The organism is Desulfobulbus sp., from assembly GCF_030824455.1.
Classification (GTDB): Bacteria; Desulfobacterota; Desulfobulbia; order Desulfobulbales; family Desulfobulbaceae; genus Desulfobulbus.
This window is the reverse complement of sequence record NZ_JAVBXR010000106.1, coordinates 18,436-43,795: the sequence shown is the minus strand read 5'-3', so window position 1 is coordinate 43,795 and position 25,360 is coordinate 18,436. Positions and strand designations below refer to the sequence as shown.

23 protein-coding genes are annotated in these 25,360 nt (G+C 59.5%); 20 read left to right on the top strand and 3 right to left on the bottom strand.

From position 1 onward, the window contains the following. Positions 1 to 28 precede the first annotated feature (28 nt). Both galU and priA read left to right on the top strand, forming a co-directional pair. Positions 29 to 910: a UTP--glucose-1-phosphate uridylyltransferase GalU gene (gene galU, locus RCH93_RS13130; RefSeq protein ID WP_306548869.1), complete on the top strand. Its 882-nt coding sequence runs from the start codon at positions 29 to 31 to the stop codon at positions 908 to 910. Between the two features lie 27 nt (positions 911 to 937). Beyond that, entirely contained in the window at positions 938 to 3,241 is a 2,304-nt protein-coding gene (gene priA, locus RCH93_RS13125) for a primosomal protein N' (RefSeq protein WP_306548868.1), read from the top strand. 125 nt (positions 3,242 to 3,366) lie between these two features. Here priA and RCH93_RS13120 read toward each other — a convergent pair whose 3' ends face one another. Next, positions 3,367 to 3,798, bottom strand: coding sequence for a hypothetical protein (locus RCH93_RS13120; RefSeq protein ID WP_306548867.1), 432 nt, complete (start codon positions 3,796 to 3,798; stop codon positions 3,367 to 3,369). A 197-nt stretch (positions 3,799 to 3,995) separates the two neighbouring features. Here RCH93_RS13120 and RCH93_RS13115 point away from each other — a divergent pair, with 197 nt between their 5' ends. Continuing rightward, positions 3,996 to 5,984, top strand: a complete 1,989-nt coding sequence (locus RCH93_RS13115) for a nitrogen regulation protein NR(II) (protein WP_306548866.1) — start codon at positions 3,996 to 3,998, stop codon at positions 5,982 to 5,984. A 39-nt stretch (positions 5,985 to 6,023) separates the two neighbouring features. Here RCH93_RS13115 and RCH93_RS13110 read toward each other — a convergent pair whose 3' ends face one another. Further along, positions 6,024 to 6,209: a hypothetical protein gene (locus RCH93_RS13110; protein ID WP_306548865.1), complete on the bottom strand. Its 186-nt coding sequence runs from the start codon at positions 6,207 to 6,209 to the stop codon at positions 6,024 to 6,026. Between the two features lie 187 nt (positions 6,210 to 6,396). Between RCH93_RS13110 and RCH93_RS13105 the strand changes: the two genes are divergently transcribed. The 12 genes from RCH93_RS13105 to RCH93_RS13050 all read left to right on the top strand — a co-directional run bounded on the left by RCH93_RS13105 (position 6,397) and on the right by RCH93_RS13050 (position 15,857). Next, entirely contained in the window at positions 6,397 to 6,948 is a 552-nt protein-coding gene (locus tag RCH93_RS13105; protein WP_306548864.1) for a YqgE/AlgH family protein, read from the top strand. Between the two features lie 71 nt (positions 6,949 to 7,019). Further along, positions 7,020 to 7,454 (top strand): YkgJ family cysteine cluster protein, encoded by a 435-nt coding sequence (locus RCH93_RS13100; RefSeq protein WP_306548863.1) that lies wholly within the window; start codon positions 7,020 to 7,022, stop codon positions 7,452 to 7,454. Then, complete coding sequence (locus RCH93_RS13095; protein WP_306548862.1) at positions 7,451 to 7,918, top strand: 23S rRNA (pseudouridine(1915)-N(3))-methyltransferase RlmH; 468 nt, start codon at positions 7,451 to 7,453, stop codon at positions 7,916 to 7,918. Before RCH93_RS13100 ends, RCH93_RS13095 begins: the two co-directional genes overlap by 4 nt. Positions 7,919 to 8,082: 164 nt before the next feature. Then, positions 8,083 to 8,643: a tRNA (adenosine(37)-N6)-threonylcarbamoyltransferase complex ATPase subunit type 1 TsaE gene (gene tsaE, locus RCH93_RS13090; protein WP_306548861.1), complete on the top strand. Its 561-nt coding sequence runs from the start codon at positions 8,083 to 8,085 to the stop codon at positions 8,641 to 8,643. A gap of 57 nt (positions 8,644 to 8,700) precedes the next feature. Next, entirely contained in the window at positions 8,701 to 10,464 is a 1,764-nt protein-coding gene (locus RCH93_RS13085; protein ID WP_306548860.1) for a YcaO-like family protein, read from the top strand. Then, positions 10,461 to 11,522, top strand: a complete 1,062-nt coding sequence (gene waaF, locus RCH93_RS13080) for a lipopolysaccharide heptosyltransferase II (RefSeq protein ID WP_306548859.1) — start codon at positions 10,461 to 10,463, stop codon at positions 11,520 to 11,522. Before RCH93_RS13085 ends, waaF begins: the two co-directional genes overlap by 4 nt. Continuing rightward, positions 11,519 to 12,148: a D-glycero-beta-D-manno-heptose 1,7-bisphosphate 7-phosphatase gene (gmhB, locus tag RCH93_RS13075; protein ID WP_306548858.1), complete on the top strand. Its 630-nt coding sequence runs from the start codon at positions 11,519 to 11,521 to the stop codon at positions 12,146 to 12,148. The genes waaF and gmhB overlap by 4 nt, the downstream gene beginning before the upstream one ends. A gap of 95 nt (positions 12,149 to 12,243) precedes the next feature. After that, on the top strand, positions 12,244 to 12,795 hold the full coding sequence (locus RCH93_RS13070) for a LemA family protein (protein ID WP_373693296.1): 552 nt from the start codon (positions 12,244 to 12,246) through the stop codon (positions 12,793 to 12,795). Between the two features lie 16 nt (positions 12,796 to 12,811). Then, complete coding sequence (locus RCH93_RS13065; protein WP_306548856.1) at positions 12,812 to 13,693, top strand: YgcG family protein; 882 nt, start codon at positions 12,812 to 12,814, stop codon at positions 13,691 to 13,693. Then, positions 13,687 to 14,385, top strand: coding sequence for a TPM domain-containing protein (locus RCH93_RS13060; protein WP_306548855.1), 699 nt, complete (start codon positions 13,687 to 13,689; stop codon positions 14,383 to 14,385). The genes RCH93_RS13065 and RCH93_RS13060 overlap by 7 nt, the downstream gene beginning before the upstream one ends. A 30-nt stretch (positions 14,386 to 14,415) precedes the next feature. Then, the gene (locus RCH93_RS13055; RefSeq protein ID WP_306548854.1) at positions 14,416 to 14,979 is read left to right on the top strand and encodes a hypothetical protein; all 564 of its coding nucleotides are present in this window, start codon (positions 14,416 to 14,418) and stop codon (positions 14,977 to 14,979) included. A 38-nt stretch (positions 14,980 to 15,017) separates the two neighbouring features. Continuing rightward, complete coding sequence (locus tag RCH93_RS13050; protein WP_306548853.1) at positions 15,018 to 15,857, top strand: glycerophosphodiester phosphodiesterase family protein; 840 nt, start codon at positions 15,018 to 15,020, stop codon at positions 15,855 to 15,857. A 243-nt stretch (positions 15,858 to 16,100) separates the two neighbouring features. On the opposite strand, the gene RCH93_RS13045 is transcribed toward RCH93_RS13050, so the two are convergent. After that, positions 16,101 to 16,751: a PolC-type DNA polymerase III gene (locus RCH93_RS13045; RefSeq protein ID WP_306548852.1), complete on the bottom strand. Its 651-nt coding sequence runs from the start codon at positions 16,749 to 16,751 to the stop codon at positions 16,101 to 16,103. A gap of 173 nt (positions 16,752 to 16,924) precedes the next feature. On the opposite strand from RCH93_RS13045, the gene RCH93_RS13040 reads away from it, so the two are divergent. The 5 genes from RCH93_RS13040 to RCH93_RS13020 all read left to right on the top strand — a co-directional run bounded on the left by RCH93_RS13040 (position 16,925) and on the right by RCH93_RS13020 (position 25,275). Then, the gene (locus RCH93_RS13040; RefSeq protein ID WP_306548851.1) at positions 16,925 to 17,431 is read left to right on the top strand and encodes a C-GCAxxG-C-C family protein; all 507 of its coding nucleotides are present in this window, start codon (positions 16,925 to 16,927) and stop codon (positions 17,429 to 17,431) included. A 72-nt stretch (positions 17,432 to 17,503) separates the two neighbouring features. Then, positions 17,504 to 18,355: a hypothetical protein gene (locus RCH93_RS13035; RefSeq protein ID WP_306548850.1), complete on the top strand. Its 852-nt coding sequence runs from the start codon at positions 17,504 to 17,506 to the stop codon at positions 18,353 to 18,355. A gap of 473 nt (positions 18,356 to 18,828) precedes the next feature. Then, positions 18,829 to 20,952, top strand: a complete 2,124-nt coding sequence (locus RCH93_RS13030) for a chemotaxis protein CheB (protein ID WP_306548849.1) — start codon at positions 18,829 to 18,831, stop codon at positions 20,950 to 20,952. A 25-nt stretch (positions 20,953 to 20,977) separates the two neighbouring features. Continuing rightward, positions 20,978 to 21,841 carry a PAS domain-containing protein gene (locus RCH93_RS13025; RefSeq protein ID WP_306548875.1) on the top strand — a complete coding sequence of 288 codons (864 nt, stop codon included), beginning with the start codon at positions 20,978 to 20,980 and terminating at the stop codon, positions 21,839 to 21,841. After that, a complete protein-coding gene (locus RCH93_RS13020) occupies positions 21,838 to 25,275 on the top strand; it encodes a PAS domain S-box protein (RefSeq protein ID WP_306548848.1) in 3,438 nt (1,145 codons plus the stop codon). The genes RCH93_RS13025 and RCH93_RS13020 overlap by 4 nt, the downstream gene beginning before the upstream one ends. Positions 25,276 to 25,360 lie beyond the last annotated feature (85 nt).

The following is a 25,360-nucleotide window of genomic DNA, read 5'->3' as shown; positions in this document are numbered from 1 at the left end:
CGACCAATAATCGCACAGCGAGGATCAAATGAAACCTATCAGAAAAGCCGTCATCCCGGTGGCGGGATTGGGAACGCGATTTTTACCGGCAACCAAGGCTATTCCCAAAGAAATGCTTACCATTGTTGATCGTCCCACCATCCAGTACATCGTCGAGGAGGCGGTGGCCTCGGGCATTGAGGAGATCATTTTGGTCACCAGCGCCGGCAAATCGGCGATTGAAAACCATTTCGACTACGACTTCCAGCTGGACACGATCCTCAAAGATCGGAAAAAAGATCAGTTGCGGGAAGAGCTGAGCAATATTTCGAACCTGATCGACATCATTTCCGTGCGCCAGAAGGAACCGTTGGGCCTGGGGCACGCCATCTGGATGGCCCGCAATGTGGTCGGCGACGAACCGTTCATGGTGCTGCTCGGCGACGACCTGGTGATGAGCAAGGTCGCCTGCTGCAAGCAGATGATCCAGCTCTACGAAGAGGTGGGCGAGTCGATTGTGGCGGTGCAGCGGGTGCCCATGGATCAGACCCACCAGTACGGCATTGTCGAAGGCGTTGCCGTTGAGCAGGAACGGACCTACAAGGTCGACCGGATGGTCGAAAAACCAGCCCCCGGCACTTGCAATTCGGACATGGCGATCATCGGCCGCTACCTGTTGATGCCGGAGATTTTTGAGCTGCTGGAGCGCACCACCCCCGGCCACGGCGGCGAAATCCAATTGACCGACGCCCTGCTGGCCCTGTCCAACAAACGGGCGATGTACGCCTATGAATTCAACGGCAAACGCTACGACGCCGGCGACAAACTGGGCTACCTGAAGGCGATTGTTGATTTTGCCGTCAGCCACAACAGCCTGGGCAAACCTTTTCAAGCGTATTTACGTAAAGTTTGCACTGAATTGGGACAATAACAGGCATTTTTTTCGTCCGGAGCGTCAGTGGAGTTTGTGTATGAAGTCGCGGTTGACGCGCCGCTTGCCGCTCCCCTGACCTACAGCCAGCCCGTCGGAAGAATCGAACCGATTCCGGCGGGCTGTTGCGTTCGCGTGCCGCTGGGCAACCGTCGGGCCATCGGCTATGTGCTTGGCCTGGCCCCGCCGGTCAACCCCGACGCTGCCGCCTTTGTGATCAAACCCATTGCCGAGGCGCTCACTTCGGCGCCTGTTTTCCCTCCTGGCCTGATTCCCTTCTATCGCTGGATTGCCCGCTACTATCATCACCCCCTGGGCGAGGTGCTGCGCACCGCCCTGCCGCTCTCGCCCACCTCGCGAAGCACCCGTCAGGTCAAGGCCAAGATGCAGGAGACCCTGGCGCCGGGGCGGGCGCTGGCGCTGTTGCTCCAGGCGCAGGGCATGAACGATGTGACTGGGATTGCAGCGGCGCTGGAAAAAAACGCAGGCATTGTCCTGAAAAAAGCGGAATTGAAAACCCTGGGGATATTTTTAGCGCTGCATTGTCAGGGCAGCAGCCAGCCTGTGCCGCGCACCCTGATCAATCATCAGTATGCCGGCGCCGGGCCCCGGTTAAACCGGTTGCTGGAACTGGACGTTTTGCGCTCTGCCAGCGAACGCGTCTACCGCGACCCTTTTCGTGAAGCGCCCGCCTTTTTTCCGGCTCCGGAACAGCTGACCGTCGAGCAGGAGCAGGTGCTGGCGCGCCTCCTCCCGGCGGTGGACGCGGCCGCCTTTGCCCCTTTTCTCCTTTTTGGGGTCACCGGCTGCGGCAAGACCGAGGTCTACCTGCGGGCGGTCCGGCATGCCCTGGAAGCAGGCAAAACCGCCCTGGTGCTGGTCCCCGAGATTGCCTTGGCCGCGCAGCTGGAGGCCCATTTCCATTCCCGCTTTGGCTCGCAGTTGGCGGTGCTGCACAGCGGCCTGGGCGACGGCGAACGATTTGACCAATGGCAGACGGTGCTTTCCGGAACCGCCAAGGTGGTGTTGGGGGCGCGTTCGGCGGTGTTTGCGCCGCTGGAAAATCTGGGGATTGTGATTGTCGACGAAGAGCACGAGCCCGCCTACAAACAGGAAGACGGGCTGCGCTACAATGGCCGCGATCTGGCGGTGTTGCGGGCGCAGATGTTCGGGTGTCCGGTGCTGCTGGGGTCGGCCACGCCCTCGGTGGTCAGTTTTTATCACTGCCGGGAAAAGAAATACACCCTGTTGACCATGCGCAAACGGGTGGCGGAACAGCCCCTGCCAACGGTGGAGATTGTCGATCTGGCCTCGGTGAAAAAATCCCGGCCCGATCTGGTGTTCTCCGACCGTTTGATCAGCGCGCTGGCGGAAACCTTGGAGCAGAACAAGCAAAGCCTGTTGTTCGTCAACCGGCGGGGTTTTTCCTCGTCCATGCTCTGCCGCGACTGCGGCGCCATTCTCCAGTGCAAGCACTGTCAGGTGTCGCTGACCCTGCATCGCGGCCAACGGGTGCTGCTCTGCCACTATTGCGGCTACACCCAGCATCCGGACACCATCTGCCCGACCTGCGGCTCCACCCGGATGGCGGGCATGGGCATCGGTTCAGAGCGGATCGAGGAAGAGGTGCGGCAGCTGTTTCCCGAGGCCAGGGTCGCGCGGCTAGACAGCGACACCACCGGCAACCGCAAGCACTATCTGGCCACGCTCAAAGCGGTGCGTTTGCGGCAGATCGACATCCTCATCGGCACCCAGATGATCGCCAAAGGATTGCACTTTCCCCACATCACCCTGGTGGGGGTGGTCTGGGCCGACGCCGGTCTGGCCATGCCCGACTACAAGGCGGCGGAGCGCACCTTCTCCCTGCTGGCCCAGGTCACGGGAAGGGCAGGGCGGGGCACGGATCCCGGCCGGGTGATCGTTCAGACCTATCAGCCGCATCATTACTCAGTCCGGTTGTCGCAACGCCACGATTACGAGGCGTTTTTTGAACAGGAGATCGCCGCGCGCGGTCCCTTAGGCTACCCGCCGTTTTCGCGGCTGGTCAATATCCGGTTCAGCGGCTTGCAGGAAAAGCAGGTGGCGCAGGCCGCAACGCAGGTCGCGGAATTTCTCCGGAGCCGTTCGCAAACCGCTCATCTCGAGATCCTTGGCCCCTCGCCGTCGCCGCTGGTCAAAATAAAAGACCGCACCCGCTGGCAGTTGCTGCTCAAAGGGCGATCGTCGGCACTGTTGCACGAGGTCTGCGAAGCGTTGGCGGCCGAGAAAAAAACACTCTGCCCGCGTTCGGTGACTATGAGTTTTGACGTGGATCCGGAAAATATGATGTGAGCGGTCAGTGAAACCGCAATCGCAGGAAGGAAGAGAGAAAAAAACGCCCCGACGGAAAGGAGGGAGGGAACCGCCGGGGCGACAGGAGGGCGTTGGAGGGGTGTTCGTACAGCTGTGTTATTTCATCATTTCATCATGTGGTGCATGCTGCCGCAGGGCATAGCGTCGTTGTCCATACCCATCAGCAGCATGGGCAGCGGCATGCCGGCTTCCATGGCTTTGAGGCGCAGTTTCTCTCGCAGTTCAAACAGTTCGCCGGCAACCTGCGAGGCTTTGGCCGTGTCTGGGGTTCCGGCGTGCATAAGGGCCCGCATCACTGCGCTCTTTTCGGCCATTTCCTTGCGGATAGGCGTGGTGTCGGCGAGGAATTTCTCTCGGGCTTTCTGCATTTCCGTGTTCATCTGATGCTGACCGGAATGCGCCGCCGGTTTGTCCTTGGGCCCCGGTTCGGCCGCTTGGTTGGGCTGGGCAAATGCCGCCTGGCTGATGGCCAGGGTCAAACCACTGGTCAGAATGGCCGCTAACATTATTTTTTTCTTGGCGCTGGTTGTTTCCATGGTTTCATGCTCCTGAGATACATGCGATTGATGTTTGCCTGTTGTGCCTGTTCTTAAGCGACAACCGTGCCAGAATATTTTTTTATTTTAAGGTGCTGAAATGGCGTGTGATTTTTTTAACGGCCGCAATTCTTCGCTCCCCCACGGGGAAAAGCAAGCGGCGTCTGTTCCCTTCCTATCCAGGTGTGGCGGCTTTGATGCGTAAAAAGTATCCAGACGATTGTTCGCAAGCATCAAGTTCGACCAACAAGAGCGGCCCTGGTCGGAAGACGCCCTGGTTTGACCCCGCTGGTTTGATCCTTGCAGACAAACCCGGCATGAAGATGCGATTGCTCAAAAAGTTCAACCGCCCGGCCTACATCTTTTCCTCGCCCTGGCTGTTGGCCGCGGCCGCCGGCCTGCTGATCATGATCGTGGTCACCTTTGCCTTTCACAACCTCAGGCTGGAAGAGCGGCTGATGACCAACGCCATGCTGCAGAAGGCCTCGACCCTGATGCGGGTGATTCACTCCGGCTCACGGGCCTCCTTTCTCAACGACCTGCGCAAAGACTACTGGAACAACGAATCGTGGACCGTTCATGTGCAACGGGTGATTGATCATCTGTCCGAGGACCCGGATCTGCGTTTTCTCTCCCTGGTCGACGCCAAAGGCAAGGTGATTGCCCACAGCGACCACGCCCGCGTCGGCGCAAACGAACCCCTGCCGGAAAAAAAAGGCAACCAGACGGCCAGCGAAGAGCAACCGCAGATGGCCTACTCCATCCAGGCGCTGCGGGAGTATGGCCGGGTTTTCGAGACGGTGCGGCAATTTTCGCCCGCCTTCCCGGCCATCATGCCGACGCTGCCGACGCCTATGCGGCCGTTGCGCGAGGGGCAGCCAGGATTTTTTCTGCATGAGCATGAGGAAAGGCGTCCGATGCTCAGGCTCTATCCCGAAGGCATTCCCACCAGCGAACAGTATTTCGTGGTGGTGGGGCTGGATATGAAAGAATTCGACCGCACCCTTGGCCGCTTGCGGATGCAGATTTTTATGCTGTCGCTGGCCATGCTGTTGGTGGGTCTGGGCGGTTGGTTTTCTCTGTCCGCAGTCCAGGGCTTTCGCATTTCCCAGAAAACCATTGAAGACATCCAGGCCTACACCTCGCTTTTGATCGCCAAACTGCCGGTTGGCGTCATCGCTACCGATGCCGCCGGCAGAATCACCACCTGGAATCAGGCCATTGCCGACCTGCTGGGGCTGAGCAGAAGCGCGGCCGCCGGCAAAAGACCGACGGAGGTTTTGCCCGAACCGCTTGCCGCTTTTTTTCAACCCAGCGACCAACCCGACGACGAACCAGCCGCCGCGCCCCGGGAGAGCAGCGTGCGTCTCACCGTTGGCGCCCGCCGGTGCGAACTGCTCTGTCATCCCTTGACCATCACCGACAGCGAGCAGCAGTTTATGGGCCGGGTGCTGCTGATCTCAGATGTGACCGAGATCCGGTCGTTGGAACAACGGATGCGGGAAAACGAACGGCTGGCCGCAGTGGGCCGGATGGCGGGCGGGGTCGCCCATGAGGTGCGCAACCCCTTGAGTTCGATCAAAGGATTGGCCTTGCTGCTGAAAAACAAATTTCCGGCGGGCAGCAGGGAGCAGGACACTGCGGATTTGCTGATCCAGGAAACCGAGCGGATGAACCGGACCATCACCGAAATGCTCAGCTTTACCCGGCCTTCGGCCCTGCATCTGGGCCGGGTTGACCTGGGGCGTCTGCTGACGCGCAGCCTGGATCTGATCCGGGCGGAGGCGGCGGAGAACGGCATTGCCACCGTGCTGGAGGCGCAGCCGGATTTGCCCTCGGTGCTCGGCGACGTCGACCGCTTGCAGCAGGTGGTGATGAATGTGCTGCTCAACGCCATTCAGGCCATGGAGCAGGGCGGAAAGCTGACGGTCGCTCTCTCCGCCCGCGCGGAAGGGCGCACGGTGGAACTGCGCATCAGCGACACCGGCCAGGGCATTGAGGCCGACCTGCTGCCCCAGGTCTTTTACCCCTATTTCACCACCAAGCAGGGCGGCACCGGCATTGGCCTGGCAATCTCCCAGAAGATCATTGCCGATCACGGCGGCTCCATCGAGATGGAAAGCGAGCTCGGCCAGGGCGCGACCGTGATCATCCAACTGCCGGCCGCTCCCCTCCCTCCCGTCTGAGACCGGTCGCGGCCGGCGCGGCTGCGGGGGCTTCGAACTTCAGCAGTCGCTGAAATGTTTGTCTAAAAATTGGCACTCCAGCGGGGTGAGATCAAAGCGCAGTTCCGCTTCCTGCAAAACAGTCTGCCGTTTTTTTTGAGGCTGTTCCTGCAGGGCCTCCGTCATCCATACCAGTGCTTTCTTGAGTTTGTCCGCGTGCGACTGCGGCGGTGCGTGTTTGCTCATATGCTTCCTTGATTTCCTTGATAGCGGTTGCTTGTTCCGGGGGATGCGATTAAACTGTACCTGAGAGGCAACAAAGCGGCAACTCCATTGGTTTTGCCGGGTTGCCGCGCCGGCGGAAAAACCGGCTTGACCCAGATTGTTCGCTGATGATAGCATGAAAGCAGAAGACAACCGCACAGGAACGATTATGGACAGTCTGGCAGGACATTTTCTCATTTCCACCCCGCAGATGCCTGATCCCCGATTTCAGGAGCAGGTGATCTATCTCTGCGCGCACAATGAGGAAGGGGCCATGGGGCTGGTGATCAACAACCCCAATCCGGAAATCACCCTGCTGGACGTCTTTCACGGCTCGAATCTGACCATTCCCGACGGCCCCATCCCACCGGTGTACATGGGCGGACCGGTGGAAACCGACGCCGGTTTCATTCTCTACTCCACCGAAACCCCGGACCGCTATTCGGTGGAAGTGAAGCCCGGCGTCTATCTGAGCCGCGATTCCCGCCTGCTTGAAGACATTTCCCTGGGGCAGGGCCCCAAGCATTTTCTCTTCATGCTGGGCTACGCCGGTTGGGGCGCGGGCCAATTGGAGGGCGAACTGGTGGACAACAGCTGGCTGACCGTCCCGGCGGACTTGGAGGTGCTCTTCCACACCCCGGACGATCAAAAATGGAAAAAAGCGGCCCAGACCTTTGGCATAGACATTTCCACCTTCGGCGACGTCATCGGCTACGCCTGATCGTCGATCCCTATTCCCTTTTCCTTAAGAGAGACAGCGTCGGCCCGAGTGGACCGGCGATTTTTTTTGCCATGAACAACGACACAACTCCTTCTTGCCAGGTATCCGACATCTACCAATGCGCCCGTTGCGGCTTTTGCTGCCACGGAGAGACCACCGTTTCCCTGGACGAACGCGATCAGGAACGGATGATCAAGGCCCTGGGCCTCAGCCGCGAGGAAACCAGCACGCGCTACTGGCGGGTCACCGGTTCGGTGGTGCAGATGCAGGTCCGCGACGGGCACTGCATCTTTTTTGATGCGGAAATCGGCTGCACCGTCCACGAGGGCCGTCCCTGGCGCTGCCGGCAGTGGCCGTTGCATCCCAGCATGCTGGCCGACGAAAACAACTACCGCACCATCACCGAGTCCTGCCCAGGATTCAAGAAAGGACTGAATTACGACGAGTTCTGCCGTATTTTCAAGGCGCTGCTTGAACAGGGCGCAGCCGGCAAATTTGGCGGATGAAAATCCTGATTCCCTTCCTCGGCAAGACCAAGGAAGCCTATCTTGACGCCGGCATCCGCGACTACGCCGGCCGGCTCAGTCGGTTTGCCGCGGTCGAGTTGCCGGTGCTGCGCGAGCGCCACAGCCGCAAGGACCCGGACGAGGTGATCAAAACCATCGAGGCCGGCCTGCTGCTGGAGCAGGCGGCTGCGGCCAACCTCCGGGTTGCCCTGGATCCCGGCGGCAAAACCCCGGATTCCTTTGAGTTGGCGGCAATGCTGACCCAGTGGGAAGACCAGGGCCTGGGCACGGTCTGCTTTCTCATTGGCGGCCACCTGGGGCTGCACCGCTCGGTGCTGGATCAGGCGCAGGTCACCCTTGCCCTCTCCCGTTTGACCTTCACCCATGAAATGACCCGGCTGATCCTGCTTGAGCAGTTGTACCGGGCCTGGACCATCAAGGCCGGCCATAAATACCACAAATAGACGTTTGCCCGGCGCCGAACATTCCCCGGTTCCTTGCCTGCCCGCCTGAACATCCGCCAGCGTAATTCCGACTTCATAATTTACGCGTCCTGTGTTACTGATGGGCCAACGGGCACGCCGTGCGCCCCCCGCAACAGAGGCAACAGAGGCAACAGAGGCAACGGATGACCACAGACGCGCAGCAAGGGACATGGACCCAGGAAGCCGACGGATCGCTGACAGTGGTCTGCCCTACGCCCGAGGCCCTGGCGCCCTTGGCCGAAGCCTTGGCTGGGGTGCTTGCGCCCGGCGACCTGGTGCTGTTGCAGGGCGACCTGGGCGCAGGCAAAACCACCCTGACCCAACACCTGGCGCGGGCCCTCGGGGTCGGCGACGACCAGTACGTGGCCAGCCCCTCCTTTGCCTTGGTGCATGAATACCGGGGCCGTTTGCCGATGGTGCACATGGATCTGTACCGGCTGGCCGACGAGGACGACGTCGAGGCGGCGGGCGTCCTTGAGTATCTCGAGCAACCCAGCGTGACTGTTGTTGAATGGCCGGATCGGCTGGGTTCCCTGACTCCCGACGACCGGCTGGAGATTTGCCTGGAACACGCTTCGGTTGAGGCGCGGCGGATCATTCTGATCCCCAAAGGAGCGAACTGGCGGCGGAAAATCGACCGAATCGCGGAACAGCTCGCCCAAACAACCATGCAACAGTCCAACAACCAACCAGGCCCGCGCTGATCGTTGCAGCATGCAGCACAACGCCGGCCGATTTATCCTCTACTCACCCAAAAGTTCATGAACAAAAGAATCATCACCCTGCAGTCGTGCCGGAAAAACTACACCTACGATCAAGACAAAGCCTGCACCCCCGAAGAAACCGTGGCCCGGTTTCAGGAGCGGCTGAAAGCAATCAATCTGGACGTGCTCAAGGAAATCCGCCGGATTGACAACGGCCGGCTCGATATTCCGGTCTATTTCAGCGTCTGCGGCGAGGACGCGCAGCGGATCATCGGCAATAAAAAACAGATGGGCAAGGGCTCGACGCCCGAGCAGTCACGGGCCAGCGCCTGCATGGAATTGGGCGAACGATTCAGTTTCTTCAGCTTTCTCAAGAATGCGGACAACTTCCTCAGCGGCGATTACGCCGCCATGGAGGCCGCGGGCCACCCGGTGCTGGACATCGAGGTTTTGCTCGCCTCGGTCCACGACGGTGCGCTGCCGCCGGCCATGCTCCGCCAGTTGCTGGCCGATTTGCCCCTGCAATGGACCTGGGCCCTGCGCCTGTCCGACAACACGCCGCTGCTCGTGCCCTTTTCCTGGTTCTACGCCATCAACGAGTTCAACGGCCCTTCGGCGGGCAACACCTATGAAGAGGCGGTGATCCAGGGGATCAGCGAGGTGGTCGAGCGGCACGTCTGCGCCCTAGTCACCCGCGACCGGCTTGCAACCCCGCAGATCGATCAGGATTCGATCACCGATCCGGTCGCCCGGGAGTTGCTGGCCAAGTTTCGCGCCAATGGCATTGAGGTGGCGCTGAACGATTTCTCGCTCGACACCGGCATCCCCACCATCGGCGCCCTGGCCTGGGACCCGACCACCTTCCCGGAGCAGAGCGAGATCGTCTACACCGCCGGGACCACCCCCGACGCCAACAAGGCCCTGATCCGCGCCCTGACCGAGGTGGCCCAGCTGGCCGGCGATTTCAACAGCGGCTCCAACTATGTGGCCAGCGGTTTGCCCAAACCGCTCAGTCTGGACGAGGTGGCCCATGTGCTCCACAGCGGTCGGACCATCCGGCTTGACCAGGTGGTTGATCTCAAGGATCCAGACATCTACGAGGAGGTCCGCAACTGCGTGGCCGCCCTGCAGCGGATCAACCTGGAAGCCTTGGTGGTGGACGCCACCCATCCGCAGCTGCAGATTCCGGCGGTCTACACCATCATTCCCGGGGCCCATTTCCGCGAGCGGGCCATGGGCGGCAATGCGGCCCTGTTCGCCGCCAAACTGGCCGCCAGTCTGCTGACCGGAGACGCGCTGGACGCCAAGCTGGCCGTCATGCAGCAGTTGCTGCCCAAGTCCTATGCGCTCCACTTTTACCGCGGTCAGAATCTCTATGAGCAGGGCGAGATCGAGGCGGCGCTGGGCTGTTTTGACGCGGCCCTGAGCTTGCAGCCCAATGCGGAGGACCTGCCCTACCTCTATTCCTACCAGGGCTGCTGCCTGCGCGATCTTGGCCAATACCACGAGGCCATTGTTGCCCTCAAGCAGGGGTTGAGCTTCGACGAGGAGCGGCCGGACATCTACAACACCCTGGGCGTCTGCTGCTACAAGACCGGGCAATACGCGGCCGCGGTCGAGCATTTCCGCCGCGCGGTCGAGCTTAATCCCGCCTCGGCCATCGACTACGCCAATCTGGCCCTGAACCTGGAGCGGTTGGGCGACAACGAACAGGCCATGGTCAATTATGAAATAGCCCTGAGCCAGGACACCTCAATCAGTTTTGCCGCCGAACGTCTGGCCGGATTGCTGGCTGCGGCGGCTGGAGAGCGCACCCCATGAAATCCCTGCCCCTGCATCCCAAAAAAATCCTGGTGCGTTCCACCAACTGGATCGGCGACGCGGTGATGTCCACCCCGGCGGTGCGCACCATCCGCGAGAATTTTCCGGAAAGCGAGATCACCCTGCTGGCGCATCCATGGGTCAGCGACGTCTTTCGCTACAGTCCCCGGGTGGATCGGCTGATCATCTATGAGAAAAAAGGCCGGCACCAAGGCGTGAAAGGGATGCTGCAGCTGGCGGGCGAACTGCGTCAGGAGCAGTTTGACTGCGCGATTTTGCTGCAAAACGCCTTTGAGGCGGCTCTGATCACCCTGGCGGCAGGCATTCCGATTCGGGCCGGCTACACCACCGACGGCCGGGGCCTGCTGCTCACCCACGGGGTGCGCAAAGTCACAGAGTTGAACAAGAAACATGAGGTGCATTATTACCAGCGGATTCTGCTTGGCCTGGGGTTGCAACCCGCGCCCAACGAGCTGGAGCTGTTCATTCCCGGCGACCAGATCGACCGCGTCAAGCAACGGATGCACGAGTTGAGCGGCGTTCGGGTGGGCGCGACGCCCTTGATCGGTTTCAACCCCGGCGCCGCCTTTGGTCCGGCCAAACGCTGGCCGGCCGAGAAGTATGGCGAACTGGCCCAGATGCTGTGTCGCGGCAGCGAGGCCCGGATCGTGCTCTTTGGCAGCGCCGCCGACCGTGAAACCGCAGCCGCCGTGATTGCCGCAGCGGGTTCGGCCGCCTCGCGGATGATTGATCTCACCGGGGCCACCAGCCTGATCGAGGCCATGGCCCTGATCGGCGAATGCGACGTGTTCGTGACCAACGATTCCGGCCTGATGCATGTGGCGGCTGCTCTGCATACCCCGCTGGCGGCCATTTTCGGTTCCACCGACCACATCGCCACCGGCCCCTACGCCGACAATGCGGTGGTGATTCGCAAGTCGCTGCCCTGCAGCCCCTGCAAAAAGACCCATTGTCCGGAAAAACACTTCCGCTGCATGAAACTGATCGAAAGCGACGAGGTCTTCGCCGCAGTGCAGCGCATTCTTGCGGAGGCATGATGACCGATCAGCTTGCATCAAGCAAAGCAACCGACCCGACCACCCGCCGGCCGGCGGTCTTTCTTGACCGCGACGGCACCATCAACGAACAGATGGGCTATATCAACCACATCACCCGTTTTCATCTGCTGCCGGGTGTGGGGCAGGCGATCCGCAGCCTGAACCAGGCCGGTCTGCCGGTGGCGGTGGTCACCAACCAGTCAGGTCTGGCACGCGGCTATTTTCCCGAATCTCTGCTCGACGAGGTGCATGAAAAAATGCGCCGCCAACTGGCCCTTGAGGGCGCCCGCATCGACGGCCTCTACATCTGCCCGCACCATCCCGAGGCCAAAGAAGAACGGTTCCGCTTGGCCTGCAACTGCCGCAAACCCAAAACCGGGCTGCTCGAACAGGCGGCGGCCGAGCTGGGGCTGGATCTGGCGCGTTCCTATATGGTTGGCGACCGCTGGTCCGACCTGCGCTGCGGGGCCGCCGTCGGCGCAACCACCGTTCTGGTGCTGACCGGCTATGGCCGGGGCGACGCCTGTTACATCGGCCCGACCCAGCCGGTGCAGCCCCATTACGTGGCCGAGGATTTGCAGGATGCGGTGCAGTGGATTCTTGCCCGGGAAAGCAAAAAATCGTAAACCAAACCCCTGTCATCCTGGGAATCTTTCCCTCCCTTTATGAACCAAAGGAGAATGCCGTGAAAAGAACAGCCGCTCGACTGGTAACCGCGCTGATGATGTTGGTGATGGTTTCCGGGTGTGGATACAACTCCCTGCAGACCAAAGAGGAGGCCGTATTCAAGGCCTGGGGCGATATTGAGTCGAATTTGCAGCGGCGGGCCGATCTGATCCCCAACCTGGTTGCAACCGTCAAAGGATACGCTTCCCACGAAAAGGAGACCCTGGAAGCAGTGATCAACGCCCGTTCCAAGGCGACCTCGGTGCAACTGACCACCAAAGATCTGTCCAATCCTGCGGCCATGCAGCAACTGCAGGAAATCCAGGGCAGTCTGAGTTCGTCCCTGGCCCGGTTGATGGCGGTGTCGGAACGGTATCCGGACCTGAAAGCCAATCAAAATTTCCTTGATTTGCAGAACCAGTTGGAAGGCACGGAAAACCGGATCAACGTCGCCCGCCAGCGGTACAATCAGGCGGTCGAAATCTTTAACGCGTCGATTCGCAAATTTCCGGAAAGTATGACCAATAATTTTCTGCTCCATCTCGAGCGCAAGGAATATTTCAAGGCCGCGACCGAGGCCAAGGAAGCGCCCAAGGTCAAATTTTAACCTTGGGGAATTTGCTATGAAGATCGTTCGCTGCTTCATCGTGCTGCCGTTTGTCGCCCTGCTCCTGCTGGCCGCAAGCGGGTTGATCGCTCCCTCGCTGGCCCTGGAGGTTCCGCCCCTGACCGGCAGGGTCAACGATCTCGCGCATGTCCTCTCGCCGGGTTCGGTCCGCCTGCTTGACCATTCCCTGCAGGTCCTGGAGCAAAGCGATTCCACCCAGATCGTCGTCCTCACCATTCCCAGCCTGGATGGGGCCGTTTTAGAGGAGTATGCGCTCAAGGTGGCCGAAACCTGGAAGATTGGGCAAAAAGGGGTTGATAACGGCGCCTTGCTGCTGATTGCGGTCAATGACCGCAAGGTTCGCATCGAGTCGGGCTACGGGCTGGAAGGCCGGTTGACCGATCTTGTTGCCGGCCGCATTATTCGGGAGAAGATCGTGCCGGCGTTCCGGCGGGGGGCTTTTGACCAGGGCGTGATTGACGGCGTGTCGGCGATGATTGCCGCCGTCAAAGGCGAATATGCGGGCAAAGGCGATTCGACCCGTCGATCCGGGCAACAGGATCCGGGCGGATTTCTTGTCTTCCTGGTTGTTGGTCTGTTCTTTATCGGCAATGTCTTCAAATGGAAGAGACCGCTGGCCATTGGTTTGGGCGGCGTGTTTGCCCCTGTGCTGGCGGCGGCCCTGTTCTCTGGCCTGTTTGGCTGGCTGATTACGGTGCTGCTCATTCCGGTCGGCATGTTGGGCGCATTCATCGCCAGCATCCTGGCCGGGACTTCCGGCATCCACCGCTCCGGCGGCATATTTCCAGGGTTCGGCGGCGGCAGTTTTCGCGGCGGAGGCGGCTTCAGCGGCGGTGGCGGCGGGTTTGGCGGCGGAGGCGCTTCAGGAGGATGGTGACAATGCACATGCTGGCGCAACAATTTTTCACCGGGGAAGAACAGCAACAGATCACCCGGACGATCCATGCGGTGGAGCAGCAGACCACAGGAGAAATCGTGCCGATGGTGGTTTCGTCCAGTCACGCCTACCCCGAAGCCGTGTTCATCGGGGCGGCCCTGCTGGCCTTGCCCGCCGCGCTGCTCGCCGCCTTTGCCACCAGTGTGCTGCTGTGGTGGCGGGGCGAAGTCTTGTGGCTCTTTCTCATCTATTTTCCGCTCTTCTTTTTGGCGGCGCGTCCGTTGATGCGTTATCCGGCGCTGCTCCGGCTGTGTATTGGTCGACTACGAGCGGAAGAGGAGGTGGAACGGGCGGCCCTGGCCCATTTTCACGCAGAAGGATTGCAGGCCACCAGAGATGCGACCGGCGTGTTGATTTACATCTCGGTGCTTGAACGCAAGGTGTGGATCCTTGGTGATCGGGGCATCAATGAGCAACTGAATCCGCAGGTCTGGCAGGCCTTTGTCGATGCGCTGGTCCGCGGCATCAGGGAAAACCGCCAGTGCGAGTCCCTGTGCGCGGTGATTGCAGAGATAGGCGCGTTGCTGCACACGCATTTCCCGCCCAAAGCCGATGATCGCAATGAACTCAGCGATCTGATGATTGCCGGGCCAGACGGCGCCGTCCAAAAACGCCGCTTGGTGGTGCAATAAACCTGTTATGTTCAAAAACAAAAAATAAACATGCCTATCACTCTTGTTGAAGTATTAGATACAGCTATAAAAATAGGCCTTGGCTCTTTAATTGCAGCGGTTTCAGGGTATTTTGTATTAAAGAAAACCCATAGTAATGAGCGACATAAAGAAAAGATAAATCGGTATTACATTTCACAGGGAGAAAGAAAATGTAAATACATTGAATTCATTGCGCAATCTCAAATTATCACCCAGAAATATATTTATTCAAGCTGTAATTGCCAAGAAGACGACTATATAAATTATCTAACAATTTTTAGTGAGGTCCAAATAATATCGGATAATCAAATGAGAGTTGCTGCCTACAAAGTATATTCCGCAGTGAATGAATACATCGTATTTAACTCTTCGAACGATTATGAATTAACCCTTAAAATGCGTAAAGGTGTTAATGATGCTGTAGGGGAATTTTTTGCATTTGCACAAGTTGATGTTAGTAAAGAATTTAAGAGTGAAGAAAGTGAGCAGTGTAAATACATTGTAAATATTAATAATAAAATAAGAAAGATAACAAAACACTTCACTGGGCCCGCAAGCAGCGCGGGCAAGTGAGCTTACCGATGGGTTCCAAGGAGCAGACGGCTGCAGGAATGACAGAACCGGCGTGCGATTTTTTTAATCGCCTCGCCAACCGGCAGCTAGTCATTGCCCATCGCGGCTACCGAGCCTGCTATCCGGAAAACACCCTCTGCGCCTTTGCCCACAGCCTGGGACGCAGCGACATGGTGGAGCTCGACGTCCAGCTGAGCGCCGACGGTGTGGCAGTGGTGTTTCACGACGACCATCTGGCCCGGACCAGCAACGCCGCTGCATTGGCCCCGGAACTGGGTGTGAGCAACCTGGCGCTCCGCGACTGGAGCCTTGCCCAGCTGCGGAGGCTTGATGTCGGCTCCTGGTTCCTGGCCGCCGATCCCTTTTCATCCATCAGCAAGGGAGTGGTGGACGGCAAGCTGTTGCGCGACCTGATGCCGCAACAGCTGCCCACCCTGGCCGAGACCCTGGCCTGGGCGGTCGGCAACCAGATGCCGCTCAATGTCGAGCTCAAAGACATGGGGCAAACCCGGCTCAATGACGCCCTGGTCGCCCAGGTTGTCGCCGACGTTCGGGCCGCCGGCGCCAGCGCCCAGGTAATCGTTTCTTCCTTCAACCACCACGCCCTCCGCGCCTGCCGGCAGACGGCCCCGGAGATCGCGGTCGCCGCCTTGCAGGAAGGCGTCCATCCTCCCGATCTCACCTCCTACCTGCGCGATCTCGGGGCCTGCGCCTACCATCCGGCAGACGACGTCACCGACCAAGCCCTGGTGACAACTCTGCGCGCGGCGGGTTTTGCGGTCAACGTCTTCACCGTCAACGATCCCGGCCGTCAGCGCCAGCTTTTTGCCTTCGGCGCAACCGGCGTTTTTACCGATTTTCCCAAACCTTGTCTCTGAAAAAAAATTACTGATGAGCCGTTTTTAACGGAATGCCGAGCAGTCGCCTGCAGATATTGTTTGAGGCGCCGGCTTTACGCGGTTTGAATCCTTGTTCCAACCCGTAGCCTGGATGAAGTGCAACGGAATCCGGGAACACCTCACATCAAACCCCGGATTCCGCAGGCTGCATCCGGGCTACGGTCGCCGGCCCTCTCGCGTTCTCTGGTGTAAACGCGTTTCATTATTGAAATAGAAACGGAATCATGGCGTGTTGGTGCTGGCGAGGCTGCTCGCTTGTCGGTCGGCATAGGCGCGCACATAGCGATCCACCTTGGCGCGAGCGATCCGCGTTAGTTCCTGGATCAGGGTGAAGGGAATCTCGTCCAGGCCGTAGCGTTCGCGCAGCAGGTCGGTCATGGCGATCCACAGCTGGCCGGTCATCTCGGCATCGGCTAGGGCGCGGTGAAAGGTCCCGTCGGTGCAGATGCCCAGATGGCCGACCAGTGTGGCCAGTTTGTGGTTGGGGGATTCGGGGAAGAGTCTGCGCGCCGCAAGGACTGTGCAGGCCATGGGGTTTTCCCGACTCCGACCGATCAGGGCCAGTTCGGCGTCGAGGAATTTGCGGTCAAAACCGGCGTTGTGGGCCGCCAGGGGCGCGTCGCCGATCCAGTCGGCAAATCGGGCCATGACCGTTTCGCAGGGCGGCGCCTGGGCCACCAGTCGATTGCTGATTCCGGTCAGGGATTCGATGAACCCGTTGATGCGAAAACCGGGATTCATCAGCTCTTGAAATCGGTCGACGATGCGCTCGTTTTCAATCCGCACCGCTCCCACCTCGATTGGCCGGTCGCCGTAGGTCGGCGACATGCCGGTGGTTTCAAAGTCAAAAACAACAACAGGGGTGTTGAACATATTGTTTAGCTTGGTCAGCATTCCTGCAAACAGAGGCAGGATCTGTTGCCCCGGAAAAAACAGCGTTATCAGGGGCTTTGCGGTAAAATCGCAATGCGCGCCCAGAGGGAATCGGGTACATTCAGCCCGTTCATACTCTATTTCACCTTCAAACTCAATGCAGGGAGGACAGGATGCAGCCGGATGAAATGCGCGACAAGGCGATAGACCTCTTTACGAAACGGATGCACTGCAGTCAGGTGCTGGCGATGATCGGCCTCGAAAAACTCGGCGTCAACGACCCCTCGGTGATCAAAGCCCTCGGGGCCTTTGGCGGCGGCATCGGCGGCACAGGCAACATCTGCGGAGCCCTGGTGGGCGCGGTCAGCGTCATCGGCAGCCTGTACAGCCGCTCCAGTCTGGAGGAGAAGGAAAATCCGCGGATGTGGGCCGCCACCAAGGCAGTGATGAAACAATTTGAGGAGCTAACTGCAGCCCACGGCGGCATTAACTGCTGTCAGATCGCCCGGGTCGACTGGATGGACCGGGATCAGGTCAAAGATTTTTACGGCAATCCGGAGAGTCGCCGGCAGCACTGCATCACCGTGGTCGGCGAAACCGCCAGGGCCCTGGGCGAGTTGCTGGAGCAGGAAGCGAAGGTTATGGCTGCAAAAGAAGCGGAAAAAAACGCCGCGAAATAAACGCAGTCGTTGCAGGATGCAAGGCAGTCTGTCTCAGGCTGCCTTTTTTCATTGATTGTCATGGAGCGTGTTATGGAGATGTTCAATTTTTCCACCGGGGAAACCAACCGGATCAACCTGGCGCTGGGGTTCATCGGCAAAAAAGAAGTCGACCTTGAGCGGTTGGCGGACCGGACCCTGATCGTCAAAACCGAGAATTTCGCGGACGAGTGCGAACAACTCGCGGCCTACTACGCCCACCTCGGTCTGGAGAACGGCAATGCGCGGCTGGCGTATAATCCCTCCGCCAACGGCAATCATAAGATTCTGGTCAACAAGGCCGCTGTTTCCGGCCTTTCCTATATTCACACCCTGGTGACCGAACTGGTTCATCTGGGCAATCTCAGCCAGTACGGCGCCGACCACGGCAACGTCTACCGGTTTGAAGCGGATCAGGCCATTGCCGAATACTATTACGAGTTTCTCCTCTGGAGCAAGTTTCAGGCCATGAAGATCGCCACCCGCGCCCACGCCCTGGTATCCTGGCACGAGGTCAACGGCGATGCCCCGCCGGCGGACGGCCGGTATCAGTTCGCCCAGGTGGCCTTTGCCGTCGACGATCTCAACGCCGGCCTGCAACGATTGCAGACAAGCGAAACCATTGCCGTCTGGCGGGAAGAATTCTGGGACGTTTTGGAACAGCTCGTTTTTTATTTCGGCAGGCTGGCGTTTTATCAGCAAACAGCCCGACCCGGCGACCTGGACGAGCAATTCCCCGCCGAGGCCATCGAGGAGACGGTGGGCCTGGACAACTGCCTGGCCCTGTACGCCGCCCTCCAGTCGGCCCGGGACTATCCCCGCTGGCGTGCCGAGAAACAGGGCATCCGCAAATGGATTGTCGCCATGCAGGAGCAGGGCAAACAAAGATTTGCGCCCCAAGTTTGAATCGCTCCCACAAGGGGGGCGGGTTTGAGGGTGTGGCCTGTTTGGCGAGACAACGGCAACGTTGTCTCGTCTTTGGTCATATAGATTCAGCGCCTTCCGCCTTCCTTGCCAACGTCCTCCTTGTCAAAGCGTTGCAGCAACACCCGCCTCGCTCCTCGCTACATCCTAATGAACAGATCTCCGGCATGGAGTCCACCAAGGCCTTCTTGACGTCTTTGGTGGATTCCGCCTCGTTGTGCTCGCCGAAGCCCCAAAGAAACTCCTGAAAAACGATTGTTTTATCCCTTGGCCAACGTTCATATTTTTTGTCATCTCGACCGAAGGGAGAGATCTCGCCTTTATATGACAAACTCAAGGTCATCTTTTTCTTGAAAAATCCAAGGCTCTAGTGTCACTGTAAGCAGACAACGGCAGCTGCGGCGGGATCGATCACGATCACCCGCAGCGCCTTGGCCACAGGGGGGAAGCATGCTATGACCGGCAAGAAAAGAGCGCCAAGAAAACCCGGCAAGCAGCGACCAGCCGCTGCACCGGACACGCCTCCGGAATCTCGTTTCCCCATTGTTGGCCTCGGCGCCTCGGCCGGGGGGCTCTCGGCCTTTGAGGCTTTTTTTTCCGCTCTTCCCACCGAAGTCGATCCCGGCATGGCCTTTGTCCTGGTGCAGCATTTGGCGCCGGACCACAAGAGCATCCTCACCGACATCATCCGCCGGTATACGCGCATGCAGGTCTGTGAGGCGGAAGACGGGATGCGGGTCCGTCCCAATTGCACCTATATCATCCCTCCCAATCGCGACATGGCCCTGCTCAACGGCACGCTGCAATTGTTGGAGCCCTCTGCGCCGCGCGGGCAACGCCTCCCGATTGATTTCTTCTTTCGTTCCCTGGCGCAGGATCAGGGCGAACAGGCCATTGCCATTGTCCTTTCCGGAACCGGCAGCGCCGGCGCCCAGGGGGTGCGGGCGATCAAGGCGGAAGGGGGGCTGGTGCTGGCGCAAACCCCCGAATCCACCGAATACGACGGCATGCCGCACAGCGCCCTGGCCACGGGAGTAGTGGACTACGCGCTTTCGCCGGCCGAAATGCCCGGCCAACTCAATGCCTACACGGCTCACGCGTTTAACCAGCCCTTGAGCGCAATCGCCGATCAGGCGATTAGGAGAGCAAACACCCTGCAAAAAATTTTTGTGTTGTTGCGCGACCAAACCAGCCACGATTTTTCCCAGTACAAACCCAGCACCATCCTTCGCCGGATTGAACGGCGCTTGGCCATACACCAGATTGAATCGGCGGACGACTACGTCAAGCTGCTCCAGCAGACGCCGGCGGAAGTGGAGGCCCTTTTCCGCGACCTGCTCATCGGGGTGACCAATTTTTTCCGCGATCCGGAAGTGTTCCAGTTTCTTGAGCAACAGGTCGTGCCCGCCCTGTTTGCCGGCAAGCCCGCCGGCGCCGTGATCCGGGTGTGGGCGCCGAGCTGCTCCACCGGCGAGGAAGCCTATTCGCTCGCCGTCCTCCTCCAGGAACACCTGGAAACAGTGAAGCAAAATTACAAAATTCAGATTTTTGCCACCGACATCGACAACCGGGCGATTGCCGCGGCGCGGGCCGGAATCTACTCGGCTGGAATCAGCGCCGACGTCTCGCCCGCACGGCTGGCGCGTTATTTCACGCTCGAACCTGACGGAGCCTCCTACCGCATTCACAAAAGCATCCGCGACATGCTGATTTTTTCCGAACAGGACGTGCTCAAAGACCCGCCTTTTTCTAAAATGGACCTCATCAGTTGCCGCAATTTATTGATCTATCTCGGCGGCGATTTGCAGAAAAAGTTGATTCTTCTGTTTCATTACGCCCTCAACCCGGGTGGGTTCCTCCTGTTGGGGACTTCGGAAACTGTGGGTGATTTGGGCGATTACTTTGCCGTGATCGACCGAACGGCAAAAATTTATCAACGTCAAGAAGGCGCCCACAGCGCACAACGCTTACCGCTGAACCGCTTCGTGCCGCTCTTAGCGACGCTGCCCATGGAGCGTCCCCGGATCACAGAACAGAGAGGAGGGCACGTGAAGCTGCCGCTGCGTGAACTCGCCGAGCAAACACTTTTCAAGCAGATTGCCCCGGCGGCGGCCCTGGTCAACAGACAGGGCGATATTCTCTACCTCCACGGCCGCACCGGGATGTATCTGGAACTCGCGCCCGGCGAGGCCGGGGTCAACAACATCCTCAAGATGGCGCGCGAGGGATTGCGTCGGGATTTAACTACCTGCCTGCACAAGGCGGCCGGGGAGAAAATCACCGTGCGCCGATTTGGCCTGCGGGTGCGAACCAACGGCGACTTCACCACCGTCAACCTGACCATTGCCCCGGCCGTGACCAGCGTTGCTGCGCCGTCGGCGGAGCAACTGTATCTGGTTGTTCTCCAGGACGCGCCGTTGCCGGACCCCCCAGCAACTGTCGCCGGCGATTTTGCTCGCCGCTACGGAGGAGGGTCTCGCTGCAGACGCCGACATCCGCATCGAAGCCCTCAGGCAGGAACTGCTCGCCAAAGAGGTGTATCTGCAGACGGCCAACGAGGCATTGGAAACCTCCAATGAAGAGCTCAAATCCTCCAACGAGGAGATGCAGTCGATCAACGAAGAGCTGCAATCCGCCAATGAGGAGTTGGAGACCTCCAAGGAGGAGCTGCAATCGGTCAACGAGGAACTGAGCACGGTCAACAACGAACTGCAGATCAAGGTGGCGGACCTGTCGCGGGCCAACAACGACATGAACAACCTGCTGGCCGGGACCGGCATCGGCACGGTGTTTGTCGATCATCAGCTGCGCATTCTGCGCTTTACCCCTGCCGCCACCCAGTTGATCAATTTGATCCCCAGCGACGTCGGTCGCCCGGTGGGCCATCTCGCTTCCAATATGGTCGACTATGATCGCTTGGTGGCCGACGTGCAGGCGGTGTTGAACACCTTGAAGCCACACGAACTTGAGGTGCTGACCACCGAGGGCCGGTGGTACGCCATGCGCATCCAGCCCTACCGCACGCTCGAAAATGTGATTGAGGGCGCGGTGATTACCTTTGTGGACACAACAGAGCTGAAAGAGGCCCAGGATGCTTTGCGGCGCTTGGCGGTGGTTGTCCATGACGCCCACGACGCCATTACGGTTCAGGATCTTGAGGGGAGGATTCTGGCCTGGAACCCTTCGGCGACCCGAATCTACGGCTGGAGCGAAGCAGAGGCCTTGGCGATGAATGTCCGCGACCTTGTTCCCGCCGCGCTCCAAGAGGAAACACTCGCGCAGATGCGGAAACTGAGCCGCTCCGAGAGCGTGGAGCCGTATCGCACCCAGCGGCTGACCAAGGACGCCGCAGTGATCGACGTGTGCGTCACGGCCACGGCCTTGGTGAACAAAGCCGGTCAGATCTATGCAATCGCGACCACGGAACGAAAGGAAAAATTCGCCGGCAACAAGGAGGCCTCGTCATGACGAGCAAAGATTTTCACCTCAAGCACGCCGCCATGCTCCGCCAAAAGGCCGAAGCAAAGGCCCGGGAAGAAGGGCTGCCCGCAGACAATATCGCGGCCCTGTCGCTTGAAGAACTGCAGCAGACCTTTCATGACTTGCGGGTGCATCAGATCCAACTGGAAATGCAAAACGAGGAACTGCGCCGGACCCACGCCGAACTCGACGCCGTGCGAGAACGCTATTTCGACCTCTACGATCTGGCTCCGGTGGGTTACGTCACCCTCTCCGACGCTGGAGTCATCCTCGAAGCCAACTTCACTGCCGCAACGCTGTTGGGGGTTCCCCGCAGCATGTTGATCCGCCAGCCTTTCTCCCGCTTTATCCTCACCCCTGAAGAGTGCGATCATTTTCACCACCACTGCCGACAAGGAACCGACAGCGGCAAACCCTGCATGTGCGAATTGCGGATGGCAAGGCCGGACCACACCGTTTTTTGGGCGCATCTGGTGACCACGGTCATCCCGGCGCAGACCGAGGGTGCGCCGGTATGCCGGGTTGTACTGTCGGACGTCACCGAGCATAAGCAGACGGAAGAGGCGTTGCGCGAGAGCGAGGAGCGTTTCCGGAAGGTGCTGCACGACGTGCAATCGGTTGCGATTCAAGGGTACGGTCCGGACGGGACGGTGCAACACTGGAACGAAGCCTCCGAGCGGCTGTACGGCTACAGCGCGCGCGAGGCGCTTGGCCGCAACCTGACGGATTTGATCATTCCGCCCGAGATGCGGGAAAAGGTCGAGCAGGCGATACGGCAGATGGCGCAGACCGGGCAACCGATCCCGGCTGCGGAATTGTCGTTGATGCGCAAGGACGGTTCCCGCGTGGCGGTTTATTCCAGCCATGCCGTCGTCCAGGTTGCCGGGCGGGGGTCAGAACTGTTTTGCATCGACCTCGACCTCACCCCCTACAAGCAAATCGAGACCGCCCTGCGGGAAAGCGAGGAACGGCATCGGCTGTTGTTTGAAGCGGCGTCTGACCCCCTGTTCCTTTTTGACGCTGACACCTTGCAAATCGTCAATGCCAACAGACGAGCGGTGGCGCTCTACGGATACGACCAGGACGAACTGTTCGCCATGAAGGGCGTCGAACTCTCGGCCGAGCCGGAGGAGACGAGCCGCGTCCTCCAGGAGACCATGGCAATTCCTGGTCGGATCACCACGGTCCCGCTGCGGCTGCACCGCAAAAAGGACGGCACTGTTTTTCCGGTCGAAATCACCGGTCGGACCATCCCCTTTGGCGGCCGCCAGGTGGTGTTTGTCGCCATTCGGGACATCAGCAAACAAAAGCGCATTGAAGCGGTGATGGCGGCCCGATTGCGCCTCCTGCAGTCGGCAGGCTCGCAAACCCTTGCCGAACTGCTCCAAGCCACGCTTGACGAGGCCGAGGCGCTGACCAACAGTCAAATCGGGTTATATCATTTCATGGAAGCGGATCAGGCGACCCTGACCCTCCATGCCTGGTCAACCAACACCTTGGCGCACATGTGCAAGGCCGAGGGGGCCGGGTTGCATTATCCGGTGAGCCAGGCAGGGGTTTGGGTGAACTGTCTTCATCAACGCAAACCGGTGACCCATAACGATTACGCCGCGCTGCCGCATCGCAAGGGCTTGCCCCCCGGCCACGCCCCGGTCGTTCGCGAACTGGTGGTTCCGGTGCTGCGCGGCGACGCGGTTGTCGCACTGCTCGGCGTGGGCAACAAGGCAACCAACTACAACGATGATGATGTGGAAGCCGTGACGGCCCTGGCCGACCTTAGTTGGGAGATTGCCGAGCGCAAGCAAGCCGAGGAGGCCCTGCGGGAAAGCGACGAGCGTTACCGCCTTTTGTTTGAATCGGTGATTGACGCGTTGTTCCTGATTGATCCCGAAACCTTGCAGATCGTCAAAGTGAACCGGAGGGCAACCGAACTCTACGGATACAGCGAAGAGGAGCTGCTCGCCATGCGCTGTCTCGATCTTGCCGTTGACCCTGAGGCGACGCTCGAAAGCGTCCGGAAGGCGCGAGGCGCTCCCAATACATTGCTCAATATCCCTTTGCGGCATCATCGCAAAAAGGACGGAACCATTTTCCCGGTCGAAATCACCGGCCGCACCATCCCGCTCAGGGGCCGGGACATCATTTTTTTTGCCGCCCGCGACATCTCTGAACGCAAGCGGGTCGAAGCGGCCTTGCGGCACAGCGAAGAACAACGGCTCCAGGTGCAGCAGGCGGCCAACGCCATGCTCAAGGAGCAGGCGGACAACCTCCAATCCGTCTACCAGGCCCTTGACAGCGTTGGCCTCATTGTCTGCAACCTGGAAGACGGCGACGCCCGCATTGCCGTTTTTAACGCCGGCGCGGAAAAAATGTTCGGCTACCAGCAGGAGGAGGCGATCGGCCGCTCCATTGCGCTCATTTATCCCCCGGAACTGGTTGAGATCATCCCGGCCAGGGTGAGGAAATTTGCGCAAGGGAAGTCGATGCAATCGTTTGACATGCCCCTGCGCCGTCGATCAGGGGAGCGGTTCCCCGCTGTTGTTTCGGTGCATCCATTTGACGCCCACGAGGGGCAATTCAGGAAGGTTGTGGGCGTTTTTCGCGACATTTCCGAGCTGATGCAGATGCAGGAACAACTGAAACTCGCCAACTCCGAATTGGAGAGACGGGTTGAACAGCGAACCCGCGAGCTGCAGGAAACCCAGAAGCAGTATCTGCATGCGGAAAAACTTTCGGCCATTGGCAAGTTGTCCGCCTCCATCGCCCATGAATTCAACAATCCCTTGCAAGGCATTCTCTCCATCCTCAAAGGGGTTAAAAAAAGGGCGATCTTGGCAAAAGAAGACCGGGACCTGCTGGAGGCCGCAGTGGGCGAGGGTGATAGGATCAAAGAATTGATTCGCAGTCTCCAGGAGTTCAATCGTCCTTCCTCAGGCCGCAAGATGCTGATGGATGTGCATAAGTCGCTTGATTCCATGCTTCTGTTGCATAAGAGTGATTTTCGGGGCAAGCGAATTTCTGTGGTGCGCGGCTATGCCGAGCAGTTGCCGCAGATCATGGCGGTTCCCGACCAGATCAAACAGGTTTTTCTGAATCTGCTGACCAATGCGGCGGATGCGTGCCAACAACCCGGCGGCGTGATTACCGTGAGCACCTGGCAAGAAAACGATCAGGTGGCCGTGGCGATCAAAGACACCGGCATTGGCATCCAGCCGGAGATGATGGAGTTGATCTTCCAGCCTTTTTACACCACCAAACCCGCAGTCAAGGGCACCGGCCTGGGGCTGTCGGTCAGCTATGGCATCATCAAAGACCACGGGGGAGAGATTCGGGTCGACAGCCAGCCAGGGCACGGGGCGACGTTTACTGTCCGGCTGCCCATTAAGGGCCAACAGAACGCAATTGCATCCAACCGGGTCTGAAGTGTTCCGCGCGGTGCGCCGGTGCATGACGCGGCGCGGGGCGCCCAGCGTTTTTCATCGGCGTGCTGTTTTTTGGGCCGACATG

Excerpts from the sequence above, each read along its gene's own strand:
- galU (WP_306548869.1), top strand. The coding sequence starts at position 29 with ATGAAACCTATCAGAAAAGCCGTCATCCCGGTGGCGGGATTGGGAACG.
- RCH93_RS13120 (WP_306548867.1), bottom strand. The coding sequence starts at position 3,798 with ATGGAAACAACCAGCGCCAAGAAAAAAATAATGTTAGCGGCCATTCTG.
- RCH93_RS13115 (WP_306548866.1), top strand. The coding sequence starts at position 3,996 with ATGCGTAAAAAGTATCCAGACGATTGTTCGCAAGCATCAAGTTCGACC.
- RCH93_RS13110 (WP_306548865.1), bottom strand. The coding sequence starts at position 6,209 with ATGAGCAAACACGCACCGCCGCAGTCGCACGCGGACAAACTCAAGAAA.
- RCH93_RS13105 (WP_306548864.1), top strand. The coding sequence starts at position 6,397 with ATGGACAGTCTGGCAGGACATTTTCTCATTTCCACCCCGCAGATGCCT.
- RCH93_RS13100 (WP_306548863.1), top strand. The coding sequence starts at position 7,020 with ATGAACAACGACACAACTCCTTCTTGCCAGGTATCCGACATCTACCAA.
- RCH93_RS13095 (WP_306548862.1), top strand. The coding sequence starts at position 7,451 with ATGAAAATCCTGATTCCCTTCCTCGGCAAGACCAAGGAAGCCTATCTT.
- tsaE (WP_306548861.1), top strand. The coding sequence starts at position 8,083 with ATGACCACAGACGCGCAGCAAGGGACATGGACCCAGGAAGCCGACGGA.
- RCH93_RS13085 (WP_306548860.1), top strand. The coding sequence starts at position 8,701 with ATGAACAAAAGAATCATCACCCTGCAGTCGTGCCGGAAAAACTACACC.
- waaF (WP_306548859.1), top strand. The coding sequence starts at position 10,461 with ATGAAATCCCTGCCCCTGCATCCCAAAAAAATCCTGGTGCGTTCCACC.
- gmhB (WP_306548858.1), top strand. The coding sequence starts at position 11,519 with ATGATGACCGATCAGCTTGCATCAAGCAAAGCAACCGACCCGACCACC.
- RCH93_RS13070 (WP_373693296.1), top strand. The coding sequence starts at position 12,244 with ATGATGTTGGTGATGGTTTCCGGGTGTGGATACAACTCCCTGCAGACC.
- RCH93_RS13065 (WP_306548856.1), top strand. The coding sequence starts at position 12,812 with ATGAAGATCGTTCGCTGCTTCATCGTGCTGCCGTTTGTCGCCCTGCTC.
- RCH93_RS13060 (WP_306548855.1), top strand. The coding sequence starts at position 13,687 with ATGGTGACAATGCACATGCTGGCGCAACAATTTTTCACCGGGGAAGAA.
- RCH93_RS13055 (WP_306548854.1), top strand. The coding sequence starts at position 14,416 with ATGCCTATCACTCTTGTTGAAGTATTAGATACAGCTATAAAAATAGGC.
- RCH93_RS13050 (WP_306548853.1), top strand. The coding sequence starts at position 15,018 with ATGACAGAACCGGCGTGCGATTTTTTTAATCGCCTCGCCAACCGGCAG.
- RCH93_RS13045 (WP_306548852.1), bottom strand. The coding sequence starts at position 16,751 with ATGTTCAACACCCCTGTTGTTGTTTTTGACTTTGAAACCACCGGCATG.
- RCH93_RS13040 (WP_306548851.1), top strand. The coding sequence starts at position 16,925 with ATGCAGCCGGATGAAATGCGCGACAAGGCGATAGACCTCTTTACGAAA.
- RCH93_RS13035 (WP_306548850.1), top strand. The coding sequence starts at position 17,504 with ATGGAGATGTTCAATTTTTCCACCGGGGAAACCAACCGGATCAACCTG.
- RCH93_RS13030 (WP_306548849.1), top strand. The coding sequence starts at position 18,829 with ATGACCGGCAAGAAAAGAGCGCCAAGAAAACCCGGCAAGCAGCGACCA.
- RCH93_RS13025 (WP_306548875.1), top strand. The coding sequence starts at position 20,978 with ATGCAGTCGATCAACGAAGAGCTGCAATCCGCCAATGAGGAGTTGGAG.
- RCH93_RS13020 (WP_306548848.1), top strand. The coding sequence starts at position 21,838 with ATGACGAGCAAAGATTTTCACCTCAAGCACGCCGCCATGCTCCGCCAA.